This is a genomic window from Nocardioides sp. JCM 18999, assembly GCF_055391175.1.
The window spans coordinates 573,264-585,429 of sequence record NZ_AP043887.1 but is presented as its reverse complement, the minus strand read 5'-3'; the positions used below and the strand labels follow the sequence as shown (position 1 = coordinate 585,429).

Sequence of the window (12,166 nt, the reverse complement as noted above, 5' to 3'; positions counted from 1 at the left end):
CGAGAGTGGAGTCCTAGGGGTGAGGCTAGATAACCGACCGCCAGGACGCCAGGGGTGCACCGGGCGGTTGTGGACTTCTCCCGCAGGCAGGTGAGGGTCAGCGGCGGGGAAGGACGAGCTCGATGCCGGCGTCGTACTGCTCCCCCTCGAGCCGGCCGCCCAGCGCGGTGGCGACGGCTCGGGCCCGCAGGAACGTCGATCCGGGTTCGCGCCGGCGCCCCCGGGTGTGGATCGTGGCGTCGCTGGTGACCCTGATCCGCAGCGTCCCGGAACCGTCGACCGTGTAGTCGAGCACCACCTCTCCGCGGGAGCGGTGCAGCAGGTCGACCAGCAGCAGCTCCTGGAGGTGCTCGATCGGTCCGGGGGTGTACGTCGCCTCGGCATCGCCCTCGAGGCGACACGTCAACGTCCGCTCGTGATGGGCGAGCTCCAAGGTCCAGCGGTCGGCGTGGTCCTCGGCGAGCTCGCGGACCGCGACCTTGCTGGCGCCGGCGGCGGGTCGGCGCCGTGCCAGCTGGACGAGCTCGCCGGTGACGGCGTCCAGCGTGTCGATCCGGCCGATGCAGCGCGCCAGGGTGTCGCGTGCCTCCTCGGAGAGGGCTCCCGTCAGGGCCAGGTCGTCCAGCTCGAGCCGGAGCGAGGTGAGGGGGGTCCGCAGGACGTGCGAGGCGTGCTCGGCGAAGGACTGCTCCTGGGCGATCCGCTCGGCCACCTGGACCGCGGAGGCATCGAGTGCCGCCGCGATCGCCCGGACCTCGGGCAACGAGGAGACCGGCAGGTCGAGGTCGAATCGGCCGCGCCGGTGCGCGCTGGCAGCCTCGGCCAGCTGACGGAACGGGGCCGAGAAGGACCGGGCCATCACCCATCCTGCGATCACCGAGATCGCACCGAGGAGGCCGAAGTAGACCAGCAGCACCCAGCGGTCACCCAGGACGAGGTCCCACACCACGTCGCGGGACTGGCTGACCGTCACGGTCCCGTGCTCGACCCGCTCACTGGCCCAGAGATCGTCCGATCGGCTCGGGTCGGCGGTGCCGTCGAAGTCGGGCCCGGCGCTGACGAGGTCGGCCCGCCCGTTGCCGGGGACGTGGTACCGGATCTGCTGGTCGTCACTGCGGAACGTCCCGAGGAAGTGCTCGGTCACCGGCCGGTTCGACTGGAGACGGGTCGCGATCGCCACCGCGGCGACCCTGGCGCTGCGGTCGGCCTCCTCGAGCTCGTCGCGGTGGGCCATCGGGATGAGCGTCGCCGCCCCGACGACGTACGACAAGGCGCACATGCCGAAGGCAAGTGCGATGAACCAGATGGCGAGGCGCCTACGCACCCGCGCTTCCAGTCTCGAGGCGGAAGCCCACCCCACGGACGGCCACCACGCGGTCGTTCACGCCCGCGGCGTCCAGCTTCTGACGCAGCCGCCCGATGGTGACGTCCAACGTCTTGGTCGAGCCGAACCAGTTCTCGTCCCAGGCCTCGGCCATCAGGCGCGAGCGCGGCACCACCTTGTCGCGCTGGGAGGCGAGGACCGCCAGCACGTCGAACTCCTTGCCGGTGAGGCTGAGCTCGCTCTCGCCGGCGTAGACCCGGCGTGCGCCGACATCGAGGCGCAGGGCGCCGTCGATTCCGTCGATGTCGGTGGCCACGGTGGTGCGGCGCAGCAGCGCACGCACCCGCGCCTGCAGCTCCGCGAGCCCGAACGGCTTGGACATGTAGTCGTCGGCGCCGTAGTCGAGACCGACCACCCGGTCGAGCTCACCGGCCCGCGCGGTCACGATCATGATGGCGCCGTCGTACCCCGCCTTGCGTGCCTGGCGGCAGACGTCGAGTCCGTCCATGTCGGGCAGCCCGAGGTCGAGGATGGTCACCTCGACCGGTCGGCGTGACAGCTCCTCCAACGCACGGGCTCCGGAGTCGACCCAGTGCACGAGGTAGCCCTCGCGCTCCAGGGTGCGGACGAGCGGAAAGGCGATGTCTTCCTCGTCCTCGACGATCAACACCGTGTGCGTCATGGCTCGCATCGTAGGCGAGCGAACATGCCTTGGTGTGCGACTCGACCACACGGGCCATCTCGGTGCACCAAACCGGCCATCTGGGCGGACCAGACGGGCCATCTCGGCGATTGTGGTCAGAGGCGGGTGAGGGCGGTGGTGAGAGTCATCTGCTCGATGGCGAGGGGGTCGGCGGCGCCCTCCTCGACCTCGGCCCACTCCAGCGGTACGGCGACGAGGGGGCGATCCCGGCCACGCAGCGACCAGGGGCAGACGGTGGTCTTGGCGGCGTTGTTCTGCGACCAGTCCAGGAAGACCTTGCCGCCGCGCTTCTCCTTGGCCATCGAGGAGACCACCAGGTTCTTGTGCTCCTTCTCCAGCTGGTCGGCGAGCTGCTTGGCGATGCCGGACGGGTCGGGCACCGGGACCGGCAGCGGGACGTAGAGGTGCAGCCCCTTGCTGCCGCTGGCGACCGGGAACACCTCGAGGCCGAGGGCGGTGACCTGCTCACGCACCAGCAGCGCCACCGCGCAGCACTCGGGAAGCCCGGCCGGTTCGCCGGGGTCGAGGTCGATCACGATCCGGTCCGCGGGCAGCGGTTCGCCGGCCTCGTCCAGGCGCCACTGCGGGGTGTGCAGCTCCAGCGCCGCGGAGTTGGCCAGCCAGATCAGCGTGGCCAGGTCGTCGGCGACCGGGTACCGGGTGGTGTTCACCCGTGCCGTCCGGATCCACGACGGCGCCCCGGCGGGGAGGTTCTTCTCGAAGAAGCTCTGCGCGCCGATCCCGTCGGGCCACCGCACCCGGGTGACGGGGCGGCCGCGGAGCTGCTCCAGCATCACCGGCGAGACCCGGGCGTAGTAGTCGAGCACCTCGCCCTTGGTGGTGCCGGTGCGGGGGTAGAGCACCTTGTCGAGGTTGCTGACGGGGATCGCGCGTCCGTCGACCTCGATCTTCATGGGTCCCATCGTGACCCAGAACCGGGCATCATGGAGGGATGCGAGCGATCTGGAAGGGCGCGGTCTCCTTCGGTCTGGTCAGTGTGCCGGTCCGGCTGTACTCCGCCACCGAGTCCCACGACGTCTCCTTCCGGCAGGTCCATGCCAAGGACGGCGGTCGGGTGAAGTACCAGCGGATCTGCAGCCTCGACGGCGAGGAGGTCGCCTACGCCGACATCGCCAAGGGCTACGAGACCGAGGACGGCGAGATGGTGATCCTCACCGACACCGACATGGCCTCGCTGCCGTCGGCGTCGAGCCGGGAGATCGCCGTGCAACGGTTCGTGCCGCGCGACCAGATCGACCCGCTGCTGTTCGAGAAGAGCTACTACCTCGAGCCCGACGGCGCCGCACTGAAGTCCTACGGCCTGCTGCGCGAGGCCCTGCGGGAGACCGACCGGGTCGCCGTGGTCACGATCGCGATCCGGCAGCGCACCTCGATCGCGCTGCTCCGGGTCGTCGACGAGGTGATCGTGCTGCAGACGATGATGTGGCCCGACGAGGTCCGCACCCCCGACTTCAACCTGTCGATGGACGGGATCGAGGTCAAGGACGCCGAGGTGAAGATGGCGCACATGCTGGTCGAGACCCTGGCCGGCGACTTCGAGCCCGAGGAGTTCGAGGACGACTACGCGTCAGCGGTCCAGGAGCTGGTGGACCGCAAGATCGAGGGCGGCGAGATCACCAAGCCCGAGCCCGTCACCGAACCCACCGGCGAGGTCGTCGATCTGCTGGCGGCCCTGCAGAAGTCGGTCGAGGCGGCCAAGGCGCAACGGGACGAAGCGGTCGCTGGGTAAGCCCGGCATGATGGAGCCATGACCACCTCGCTCTCCTCCACCTGGACCTACGACGCTCCCCTCGAGACCGTCCGAGCGATGCTCTTCGACCCCACCTTCCGTGAGCAGGTCTGCGAGGCGCAGCACGCGATCTCGCGCACCGTGCGGATCGAGGGCGACGTGGTCGAGGTCGACTACGCCCAGGGCACCGACAAGGTGCCGTCGTTCGCCAAGAAGCTGGTCGGCGACTCGATCTCGGTCTCCCAGCGCGAGCAGTGGACCGGCTCCGAGGCCGCCGTGGAGATCCTCATCCCCGGCAAGCCCGGCAGTGCCCGCGGCCGGCTCTCGCTGACCGAGTCAGGCGGTACGACGACGCAGACCGTCGTGCTGGAGGTGACCGCCAAGATCCCGCTCGTCGGCGGCAAGCTCGAGGCGATGATCGAGCAGCTGCTGGTCAAGGCCTATCAGCGGGAGGCTCGGGTCGGTCAGCAGTGGCTGGCCCAGAGCTGACCTCGGCCTGAGGCTGCTCCCCCTCGGCGGCCGCCGCGTCCTGGTGGCGGCGCACCGCGATCACCACACCGAGCAGCACGAACGGTCCGAACGCGAGCGTGAACGTCAGCACCTTCTCGAAGGGGTGCAACGCTCCGAGGTGGAGCACGATCAGGTCGACGAACACCCCACCACCTTAGGCGAGCAGGTCCCCGATCTCGGGAATCGCCCACCACGCCACATCGTCGTCGGGATCCGCGTCGGCGGCCCGGTCGGCGTCGTCGGCGTGGATCGCCGCCCACGTCCTCAGCGGGTACGTCGGCCCCGGACCGTCGACGACCACCACGACCCGACGTCGACCCCGACCGGCGAGCTCGGTCGAGGCGTCGGCCGCACTCATCAGGGCGGCGTACTCGCCGTCCTCGGTGTCGTCGGGGGCCTCGTACCCCTCGGCAGCGGCATCGGCCGGGACCGCTCCGGCGCCGTGCCAGGTCGCCAGCAGGTCCAGGGTCGCCGGGACGTAGAGCCGCATCAGTCCTTCTCCGCCTTCTTGGTGGCCTTCGCCGAGGTGCGCCCCCGCGGGGCGCGCGGGCGGGTGGCCGAGGAGTTCTCGACGAGCTCGTCGACCGCCTCGCGGAAGCACTGACCGAGGATCTCGGCGTCCGGGATGAGGTCGCGGTCGGTGTTGATCCCGAAGTAGACCGCCCCGTTGTAGGACGTCACCCCGATCGCGAGCGCGTGGCCGGGGGTCAGCGGCGGCACCGGGTAGCTGGCCACCATCGTCGCCCCGGCGGCGTACCGCGGGGTCTGCGGGCCCGGCGCGTTGGTGACGACCAGGTGGTAGGAGTCGTCGGGCTGGCTCGCGGCGACCCGGTTCCCCACGGCGTGGAACGTGGTCGGGGCGAACCCGGCGATCCCGACCAGCCGGGACGCGGCCACCGCCCGGCCGGTCGCCTCGTGCGACTCGAACGAGTACGAGACCTGGTGCAGCCGGACGATCGGGCTGGCCTCGCTGACCGGCAGGTCGACGACGTGCATCGCGATCTGTGAACCCAGCGAGGTGACGCCCTCGTTGTCGTCGATCACCGAGACCGGCACGATCGCGCGCACCTGCCGCAGCGAGGAGAACGACTCCGCCCGAGTCATCAGGTAGGCCCGGAGACCACCGGTGATCACGGCGAGGATGACGTCGTTGACGGTGCCGCCGTGCTCGACCCGGACCTGGCGGAGGTTCTCCAGCGGCTCGACCAGGGTGACGAACCGGCGCTGCTGGGAGATCCGGCCGGTGATCGCGGTCGAGCGGTCGGGTCGGCGGCGCGCGAACGGCCGTGCCATCGCGCCCACCTGGTGGCCGATCCCCCGGATCGCACGGGCGGTGACGAACCCTTGGACCCGGGCGGAGTCGAGCACGACCTCGGGGTCGCGGACCGCGTCGCGGACCACGTCGAGCAGGAGGGCGGCGCTGCTCGGCCGGTACGGCTGCCGGGATCCGTCCGAGCCGTCGTCCTCGACCAGGGTGACCTCGGACTTCACGTCGAGCAGGACGTGGCCGATGTCGAGGGTCTCCACGCCGTCGACCAGCGCCTGGTGAGCCTTGGTGAGGATCGCGACCTGGCCGTCGGCGAGACCTTCGATCAGGTACATCTCCCACAGCGGGCGCTCGCGGTCGAGGGGACGGGCCACGATCCGCCCGACCAGGTCGCGCAGCTGGTCGTGCGACCCGGGACGCGGCAGCGCGGAGAGGCGGACGTGGTAGCCGAGGTCGAAGGACGGGTCGTCGACCCAGACCGGGTTCGCCACCCGGCCGGGGACGGGCTGCAGCTTCTGCCGGAACCGCGGGACGAAGGAGAGCCGGTCCGCCACCAGCGCGACCAGGTCGTCGTAGCGCAGTCCGTCAGGTCCGGGCTGGAACACCTCGACGGTGGCGTTGTGACGCGGCGTCGTCGTGGTCTCCCCGGTCAGGAAGGCCATGTCACGCGCAGTGAGCCGATCACCCATGCGGATGCCACCTTCTTACTGCCCCCACGGGGCGTTCGCGGGGCTCACCCCCGGGCCTCTTGGGCCGCTCTCAGACTCACATGCGATTCTGACAGAGTGTTGCGTCCGATCGTCGCCCTACTCGCCGCGCTGTTCCTGTTGACCGCTTGCGGTTCCGAGTCCAGTACCCCTGATGCGAATCAGCCGACCAAGAAGATCACCATCACCTTCGAGGGTGACCAGGTCACCCCGAACGGTGACCGGGTCAAGGTCGCCATCGGCCAGCCGATCGAGTTCGTCGTCTCGGCCGACGCGCCCGGTGAGATCCACGTCCACTCCGACCCGGAGCAGGAGCTGCCCTACAGCCAGGGCACGACGATCCTCGACATCGGCAGCTTCGACAGCGCCGGCATCATCGAGGTCGAGTCGCACCAGTTGGACAAGACCATCGTCCAGCTCCAGGTCCAGTGACCCTGACGGCGGCGGTCGTCACCGCCGTTCCGGGGTTCCTGCCGCTGCACGGGATCGGTGGCGCCCGTGACCTGCCGATCCCCCGCGAGCTCGCGATCGCCGGTGCCGTCGCGGCACTGGTGGTCTCCTTCTCCGTCCTCGCGCTGGCCTGGCGCACGCCCCGCTTCAACGCGGCCACCAGCGGTCGCCCCGCACCCGTGGTGCTGGAGGCCGTGGTCGCCTCCGCCGCCTGGCGAATCGGCTGGCGGGTCGTCGGGATGCTGCTCTTCGCCTACACGGCGATGGTCGCGATCTTCGGCAAGGACCTGCTGACCAACCCCTTCTTCGGGATCTTCTACGTCTGGTGGTGGGTCGGCCTGGTGCCGCTCTCACTGCTGTTCGGACCGGTGTGGAAGGCGATCAGCCCCGTCCGCACGATCAACGCGGGGCTGGCCAAGCTCAGCGGCAACGACGCCGAGAGCGGGCTCTACCGCTACCCCGAGTGGCTCGGCCACTGGCCCGCGGCCGTCGGCCTGTTCGCCTTCGTCTGGATGGAGCTGGTCTACCCGCACTCCACCGACCTGGGCCCGGTCCGGCTCTGGTGCGCGATCTACGTCGCGGTGATGCTGGTCGGCGGCGCGGTGTGGGGCAACACCTTCTACGCCCGGGCCGACCCGTTCGAGGTCTACAGCTCGCTGGTCGCCAAGCTCTCGATCTGGGGCAAGCGCGGCGGTCGGCTCCTGGTCCGCACCCCGCTGGCCAACCTCGACACCGTCGTCCCGCGCGCCGGACTGGTCGCCGTCACGGCGGTGCTGTTCGGCTCGACCGGCTTCGACTCGTTCAAGGACTCCACCACCTGGGTGAAGTTCATCCAGGGCAACGACTTCATCAACACCCACAGCTGGGGCGCTCAGCTGGCGAACTTCGCCGGCCTGCTGGGGATGTGCCTCGCGGTGGGGCTGATCTTCACCGTGGCCACGATGGCGACCGGGGTCCGCCCGGGCGTGCGTCGGATCACCCTGCCCGCGCAGTTCGCGCACTCGCTGGTGCCGATCATCGTCGGCTACATCATCGCCCACTACCTGTCCTACCTGCTCGAGGCCGGGCAGGCGACGCTGATCAAGGCGAGCGACCCGTTCTCCAACGGAGCGAACTGGTTCGGGACGGCGAACTGGTCGGTGGACTACTACTTCGCCTTCCACCCGACGATGCTCGCGGTGATCAAGGTCCTGGCGGTGGTGATCGGCCACGTCCTGGCCGTGATCGCCGCCCACGACCGGGCGCTCAAGGTGCTGCCGCCGCGACACCAGCTCACCGGTCAGCTCCCGCTGCTCTTCGCGATGGTCGGCTTCACCGCCGGCGGGCTGTACCTGCTCTTCTCCGCCTAGCCGCACCGGCGGGCCGCGGCACGATCGCCTCGGCCAGCCGGCGCACCGCCTTGTCGAGGCCCGATCCGCTCGTGCCGCCGGAGCCCAGTGCCCGGTGGGCGAGCAGCGCCGCATCGGCGGCCGCGCGGTCGTGCGGCAGCACGTGCACGGCGATCGGTTCACGCGGGGTCGCGAAGGCGCCGGTGACCAGGTCGACCAGCTCGTCCTCCCCGGTGTGCAGCGACCGGCGGTGCTGGTTGAGCACGACCCGCACGGGGAGCTCCGCCCGGTCGGCGAGCTCGGCGAAGGAGCGGGCCAGTCGTCCCAGGCCGATCGGGTCGGGAGTCGCGACGAGGAGCACCTCCTCGGCGACGTCGAAGGCCTCGACGGTGAGCCGGTCCCGATCCCGGTCGACCCCGGCACCGACGTCGATCACGACCCAGCCCCGGGACCGGGCGGCCTCGGCGAGCGCCGTGATCGTGCCGACCGGGACCTCCCGCCACCGCTCCGGCAGCGGCAGTCCGCTGACCAACCAGAACCGGTCGTCGAGCGCTCGCGCCACCCGGACCCAGCCGTCCTCGAGCGTGCCGGCGATCGCCAGCCGTCCTGCTGCCAGCAGGCCGGAGACCTCGTCGACGACACCGAGCTGCTGCGCCAGCGTGCCCGCCCCGGGGTCGGCGTCGATCAGCGTCACCGGCCGGCCGGTCCGGGCCAGTCCGGCAGCGATCGCTGCCGCGACCGTGGATCGTCCCGGCGCGCCGGGCGTGCCCCAGACCACGAGCACCCGGCCGGGCTCGCCGGTGTCCTCCTCGGGTCGGTCGATCGTGGTCGTCGCGACCGGGTCGGGCACCGTCGTGCCGCCGACCTCGGCGCCGCTACCGACGTCCTGGGTCAACGCCAGCGCGACGGCGTCCTCGAGCCGCTCGGCGTCGACCAGGTGGCGCAAGCCGATCCGGCGGGCGTGCGCCTGGGCCGCCTCGTGCCGCTCGTCGAGGACGCCGATGATCAGGGTGCCCGCCTGCTGCACCCGGACGACGCCGTCGGCATCGAGACCCGGAGCCTCGATCGCGACCAGGGCGACGTCGGCCTGACCGGTCGCGGCGGTGGCGATCAGGTCGTCGACGTCGACGCACCGCTTGAGCAGCACCAGGCCACGCTCGCGGTCGAGCAGCGCCAGGGCCTCGGCCTCCCACCCCGCACCCGTGCCGACCACGACGACGGTGCGCCGGCCCGTCATCCGTGCGCCGTCATCTCTGCACTCATGGCCGCCGGACCACGGTGAGCCGCGCCTGGTCGTCGCGGCCCAGCTGGGCGAGGAACTCCCGGGCCGCGTCCCCGGGCACCGCGAGGACGAGCTGGCGCTCGCTCGAGGCCACGACCGCATCGGCGGGGTCGGGGGCGGCGACCACGCTGGCCGATTCGAGGGCCGGGGACGCCGGCCCCGGCGCCGTACTCCCGGGGCGGAGGATGTAGACGTCGACCCGGTCCCCCACCCCGACCGAGGGCGGGATCTGGTTCGGGTCGACCGAGATCGGCAGCTGCACCCGGTCCTCGACCCGGGCGTCACCGACGGCCGAGACCGGCACCAGCTCGCCCGGGTCGAGGGCGCGGACGAACGCCCGGCTCCCGTCGGTGGGCAGCGGCGCGGTCAGGTAGCGCGCTGCCTGGTCGGCGTCGGCGAACCGGATCCGACGGACCTCCAGCTCGGCCTCCCGCAACGGCATCCCGACGGGGATCGGCGAGGCGGCGGTGTAGACGGCGATGGTGTCGTCGGCCTGGGCCAGGACGCGGGCCCCGACCACCACCGAGGCAGCGACGATCGCCACTCCGATCCACAGTCGGGGGTCACGCCAGGAGGCACGTGACGCACGCGCGGCCTTCGGAGCACCGGCCGGCGTGACGAATCCGAGATTTCTCGTCACAAGCGCCATCATGACCGCGTTCGCGTCCGTCTGACAGCCCCTGCCCCGCTTTTCCACAGGCCGGAGTGGTTTGAAGGGGTGTTCAGCGGGGAATGGTTACATGGTGTCTATGCCAGGGACTCCCCGCTTCCTGACCCTCGCCGACGTCGCGGAGGTGCTCAACACCTCCAGCGCGCAGGTCTACGCCCTCGTGCGTCGGGGCGAGCTGCCCGCGATCAAGCTCGGCGGGCGCGGCCAGTGGCGGGTCGAGTCCTCGAAGCTGGAGGAGTTCATCGAGGGGCTCTACTCCGAGACCCGCTCGTTCGTGGACGCCCATCCCTTCGCCGAGAGCGACGAGAGCGTCTGAGCTCGCGCAGGGCTCAGCGGCGCGGTTCGTGCACCAGCACAGCCGGCGAGACCGACACCGTCGGGGCGACCGGGGGCCGGATGGTCGGAGCACTCGCGGGAGCGGCACCCAGCGCGAGCACGCCCATCACGGCAGCGCCCACGGCGCTGCCGCCGATCGCCGCCAGGGCGACGTTGCGGCGGTGGTGCTCGACGGAGAAGAACGCGCCGGGCTCGCACTCGCCGGCTCCCATCAGCGAACCCTTGAGCCCGTCCGAGGCACCGGCGGGGTCGTGGGTCAGGCCGGCCAGCCGACGCTTGACCCAGCCTTCCCGCTCGACCTGGTCACGGCAACCGTGACAGGTCGCCACGTGGGCCCAGGCACGCTCGGTCTCGGCCTCGCTGAGCTGGCCGTCGAGCAGTGCACTGGCGCGGTGGCCGAGGTGGCCTCCGCCGCCCGCGAAGATGCTCATGCCGACGTACCCCAGCCGAAGGCCTTCGGTCCGGAGTAGCGGACCCGGCCGCCGCGCGGGGCCCGGTGCGCGAGGGAGTCACGCAGCATCGCGCGACCCCGGTGGATGCGGGAGCGGACGGTGCCGAGCTTGGCACCGAGGATCTGGGCGATCTCCTCGTAGGACAGGCCCTCGACGTCGCACAGCACCACGGCGGCGCGGAAGTCCGGCGGCAGCGACTGCAGCGCCTGCTCGATGTCGTCGTCGAAGCGCTGGTCGCTGTAGGCCAGGTCGGGCGTGGGCTGGTTCGAGGCCAGCTTGTCGGTGCGCGCCTCGGTCAGGGCGTCGAACCGGATCCGCTGCTTGCGCCGCGCCTGGTCGAGGAACAGATTGGTGGTGATCCGGTGCAGCCACCCCGCGAAGGTGCCCGGGGTGTAGGTGTCGAGCGAGCGGAAGACGCGGACGAACACCTCCTGGGTCAGGTCCTCGGCGTCGAGCCGGTTGCCGGTCAAGCGGTACGCGAGCCGGTACACGCGATCGGAGTGCTGCTCGACGATCTCGTCCCAGGTCGGGACCTCGGAGGACTGCTCCTCGTGAGTCAACGACATCTGCTGCTCCTTCTCCCCCGCAGCCCCCTGACTGCGAGTTCTCCCACCCTAGGAACGGTTCCTGAAAACAACCTGGGATTCAAGCGTGAACCGTTCAGAGGTTCGCAACGCCCGACGCAGCCGATTCGTTCCACTAGGTTGGTCCCGTGACCGACCCGATCAACGCCGCGAGCTGGATCCACGCCGACGAGTTCGTCCCCGAGGACGAGGTCCTCGCTGCCGCGCGCGAGCGTGCAGCGGCGATCGGGGTGACCCCGATCAGCGCCGGCGTCGGCAGTGCGCTGCGCTTCCTGGCCTCGGTCCTGGACGCCAAGGCGGTCGTCGAGGTCGGCACCGGCACGGGTGTCTCCGGCCTCTGGCTGCTGCGCGGGATGCGCCCCGACGGCGTGCTCACCTCGATCGACGTCGAGGCCGAGCACCAGCGCCTGGCCCGGGAGACGTTCACCGCGGCCGGCATCCCCAGCCAGCGCGCCCGCACCATCGGGGGCGCGGCCCTCGACGTGCTCACCCGGCTGACCGACGGCCACTACGACCTGATGTTCGTCGACGCCGACATCGAGGAGACGGCCGACTGCCTCGCCGAGGCGGTCCGGCTGCTCCGGCCCGGCGGCGTGGTCGCGTTCAACGACGCCCTGTGGGGCGGCAAGGTCGCCGACCCGTCGCAGCGCGACTCGGCCACGGTCGCCGCGCGCGAGCTGGGCCGCACGATCGCCGCTGACGAGGACCTGGTCCCGCTGCTGCTCCCGATCGGCAACGGCCTGCTGCTCGCCCAGAAGGCGGGCCACTGACCCGCTCGCCCTGGCAGCTCCCGGCCTGGGCCC

General features: G+C 71.2%; 15 protein-coding genes. 6 read left to right on the top strand and 9 right to left on the bottom strand.

Annotated features, from left to right (window positions below):
* Positions 1-97: 97 nt before the first annotated feature.
* The 3 genes from ACZ5J1_RS02800 to ligD all read right to left on the bottom strand — a co-directional run bounded on the left by ACZ5J1_RS02800 (position 98) and on the right by ligD (position 2,941).
* Entirely contained in the window at positions 98-1,324 is a 1,227-nt protein-coding gene (locus ACZ5J1_RS02800) for a histidine kinase dimerization/phospho-acceptor domain-containing protein (RefSeq protein WP_464562310.1), read from the bottom strand.
* Positions 1,317-2,006 carry a response regulator transcription factor gene (locus ACZ5J1_RS02795; protein ID WP_464562308.1) on the bottom strand — a complete coding sequence of 230 codons (690 nt, stop codon included), beginning with the start codon at positions 2,004-2,006 and terminating at the stop codon, positions 1,317-1,319. The genes ACZ5J1_RS02800 and ACZ5J1_RS02795 overlap by 8 nt, the downstream gene beginning before the upstream one ends.
* A 116-nt stretch (positions 2,007-2,122) precedes the next feature.
* Positions 2,123-2,941, bottom strand: coding sequence for a non-homologous end-joining DNA ligase (ligD, locus tag ACZ5J1_RS02790; protein ID WP_464562306.1), 819 nt, complete (start codon positions 2,939-2,941; stop codon positions 2,123-2,125).
* A gap of 38 nt (positions 2,942-2,979) precedes the next feature.
* Between ligD and ku the strand changes: the two genes are divergently transcribed.
* Positions 2,980-3,777 carry a non-homologous end joining protein Ku gene (ku, locus tag ACZ5J1_RS02785; RefSeq protein WP_464562304.1) on the top strand — a complete coding sequence of 266 codons (798 nt, stop codon included), beginning with the start codon at positions 2,980-2,982 and terminating at the stop codon, positions 3,775-3,777.
* A gap of 18 nt (positions 3,778-3,795) precedes the next feature.
* Positions 3,796-4,266, top strand: coding sequence for a DUF2505 domain-containing protein (locus ACZ5J1_RS02780; RefSeq protein ID WP_464562302.1), 471 nt, complete (start codon positions 3,796-3,798; stop codon positions 4,264-4,266).
* A 175-nt stretch (positions 4,267-4,441) separates the two neighbouring features.
* On the opposite strand, the gene ACZ5J1_RS02775 is transcribed toward ACZ5J1_RS02780, so the two are convergent.
* Together ACZ5J1_RS02775 and ACZ5J1_RS02770 are read right to left on the bottom strand one after the other, a co-directional pair.
* The gene (locus tag ACZ5J1_RS02775; protein ID WP_464562300.1) at positions 4,442-4,777 is read right to left on the bottom strand and encodes a DUF6912 family protein; all 336 of its coding nucleotides are present in this window, start codon (positions 4,775-4,777) and stop codon (positions 4,442-4,444) included.
* The gene (locus ACZ5J1_RS02770; protein ID WP_464562298.1) at positions 4,777-6,243 is read right to left on the bottom strand and encodes a WS/DGAT/MGAT family O-acyltransferase; all 1,467 of its coding nucleotides are present in this window, start codon (positions 6,241-6,243) and stop codon (positions 4,777-4,779) included. Before ACZ5J1_RS02770 ends, ACZ5J1_RS02775 begins: the two co-directional genes overlap by 1 nt.
* A 96-nt stretch (positions 6,244-6,339) precedes the next feature.
* Here ACZ5J1_RS02770 and ACZ5J1_RS02765 point away from each other — a divergent pair, with 96 nt between their 5' ends.
* Both ACZ5J1_RS02765 and ACZ5J1_RS02760 read left to right on the top strand, forming a co-directional pair.
* A complete protein-coding gene (locus tag ACZ5J1_RS02765) occupies positions 6,340-6,693 on the top strand; it encodes a hypothetical protein (RefSeq protein WP_464562296.1) in 354 nt (117 codons plus the stop codon).
* Positions 6,690-8,060 carry a hypothetical protein gene (locus ACZ5J1_RS02760; protein WP_464562294.1) on the top strand — a complete coding sequence of 457 codons (1,371 nt, stop codon included), beginning with the start codon at positions 6,690-6,692 and terminating at the stop codon, positions 8,058-8,060. Before ACZ5J1_RS02765 ends, ACZ5J1_RS02760 begins: the two co-directional genes overlap by 4 nt.
* On the opposite strand, the gene ACZ5J1_RS02755 is transcribed toward ACZ5J1_RS02760, so the two are convergent.
* Complete coding sequence (locus ACZ5J1_RS02755; RefSeq protein WP_464562292.1) at positions 8,023-9,276, bottom strand: nucleotide-binding protein; 1,254 nt, start codon at positions 9,274-9,276, stop codon at positions 8,023-8,025. The two genes, ACZ5J1_RS02760 and ACZ5J1_RS02755, sit on opposite strands and share 38 nt — an antisense overlap.
* Before the next feature lie 22 nt (positions 9,277-9,298).
* On the bottom strand, positions 9,299-9,970 hold the full coding sequence (locus ACZ5J1_RS02750) for a hypothetical protein (RefSeq protein WP_464562290.1): 672 nt from the start codon (positions 9,968-9,970) through the stop codon (positions 9,299-9,301).
* A 100-nt stretch (positions 9,971-10,070) separates the two neighbouring features.
* Here ACZ5J1_RS02750 and ACZ5J1_RS02745 point away from each other — a divergent pair, with 100 nt between their 5' ends.
* Positions 10,071-10,307 carry a helix-turn-helix domain-containing protein gene (locus ACZ5J1_RS02745; RefSeq protein WP_464562288.1) on the top strand — a complete coding sequence of 79 codons (237 nt, stop codon included), beginning with the start codon at positions 10,071-10,073 and terminating at the stop codon, positions 10,305-10,307.
* A 13-nt stretch (positions 10,308-10,320) separates the two neighbouring features.
* Here the strand turns inward: ACZ5J1_RS02745 and ACZ5J1_RS02740 are convergent, their stop codons facing one another.
* On the bottom strand, positions 10,321-10,758 hold the full coding sequence (locus ACZ5J1_RS02740) for an anti-sigma factor family protein (protein ID WP_464562286.1): 438 nt from the start codon (positions 10,756-10,758) through the stop codon (positions 10,321-10,323).
* Positions 10,755-11,345: an RNA polymerase sigma factor SigE gene (gene sigE / locus ACZ5J1_RS02735; RefSeq protein ID WP_464562284.1), complete on the bottom strand. Its 591-nt coding sequence runs from the start codon at positions 11,343-11,345 to the stop codon at positions 10,755-10,757. Before sigE ends, ACZ5J1_RS02740 begins: the two co-directional genes overlap by 4 nt.
* Positions 11,346-11,491: 146 nt before the next feature.
* Here sigE and ACZ5J1_RS02730 point away from each other — a divergent pair, with 146 nt between their 5' ends.
* Positions 11,492-12,133, top strand: coding sequence for an O-methyltransferase (locus tag ACZ5J1_RS02730; protein WP_464562282.1), 642 nt, complete (start codon positions 11,492-11,494; stop codon positions 12,131-12,133).
* Positions 12,134-12,166 lie beyond the last annotated feature (33 nt).

Excerpts from the sequence above, each read along its gene's own strand:
- ACZ5J1_RS02740 (WP_464562286.1), bottom strand. The coding sequence starts at position 10,758 with ATGAGCATCTTCGCGGGCGGCGGAGGCCACCTCGGCCACCGCGCCAGT.
- ku (WP_464562304.1), top strand. The coding sequence starts at position 2,980 with ATGCGAGCGATCTGGAAGGGCGCGGTCTCCTTCGGTCTGGTCAGTGTG.
- sigE (WP_464562284.1), bottom strand. The coding sequence starts at position 11,345 with ATGTCGTTGACTCACGAGGAGCAGTCCTCCGAGGTCCCGACCTGGGAC.
- ACZ5J1_RS02795 (WP_464562308.1), bottom strand. The coding sequence starts at position 2,006 with ATGACGCACACGGTGTTGATCGTCGAGGACGAGGAAGACATCGCCTTT.
- ACZ5J1_RS02770 (WP_464562298.1), bottom strand. The coding sequence starts at position 6,243 with ATGGGTGATCGGCTCACTGCGCGTGACATGGCCTTCCTGACCGGGGAG.
- ACZ5J1_RS02775 (WP_464562300.1), bottom strand. The coding sequence starts at position 4,777 with ATGCGGCTCTACGTCCCGGCGACCCTGGACCTGCTGGCGACCTGGCAC.
- ligD (WP_464562306.1), bottom strand. The coding sequence starts at position 2,941 with ATGAAGATCGAGGTCGACGGACGCGCGATCCCCGTCAGCAACCTCGAC.
- ACZ5J1_RS02750 (WP_464562290.1), bottom strand. The coding sequence starts at position 9,970 with ATGGCGCTTGTGACGAGAAATCTCGGATTCGTCACGCCGGCCGGTGCT.
- ACZ5J1_RS02745 (WP_464562288.1), top strand. The coding sequence starts at position 10,071 with ATGCCAGGGACTCCCCGCTTCCTGACCCTCGCCGACGTCGCGGAGGTG.
- ACZ5J1_RS02780 (WP_464562302.1), top strand. The coding sequence starts at position 3,796 with ATGACCACCTCGCTCTCCTCCACCTGGACCTACGACGCTCCCCTCGAG.
- ACZ5J1_RS02755 (WP_464562292.1), bottom strand. The coding sequence starts at position 9,276 with ATGACGGGCCGGCGCACCGTCGTCGTGGTCGGCACGGGTGCGGGGTGG.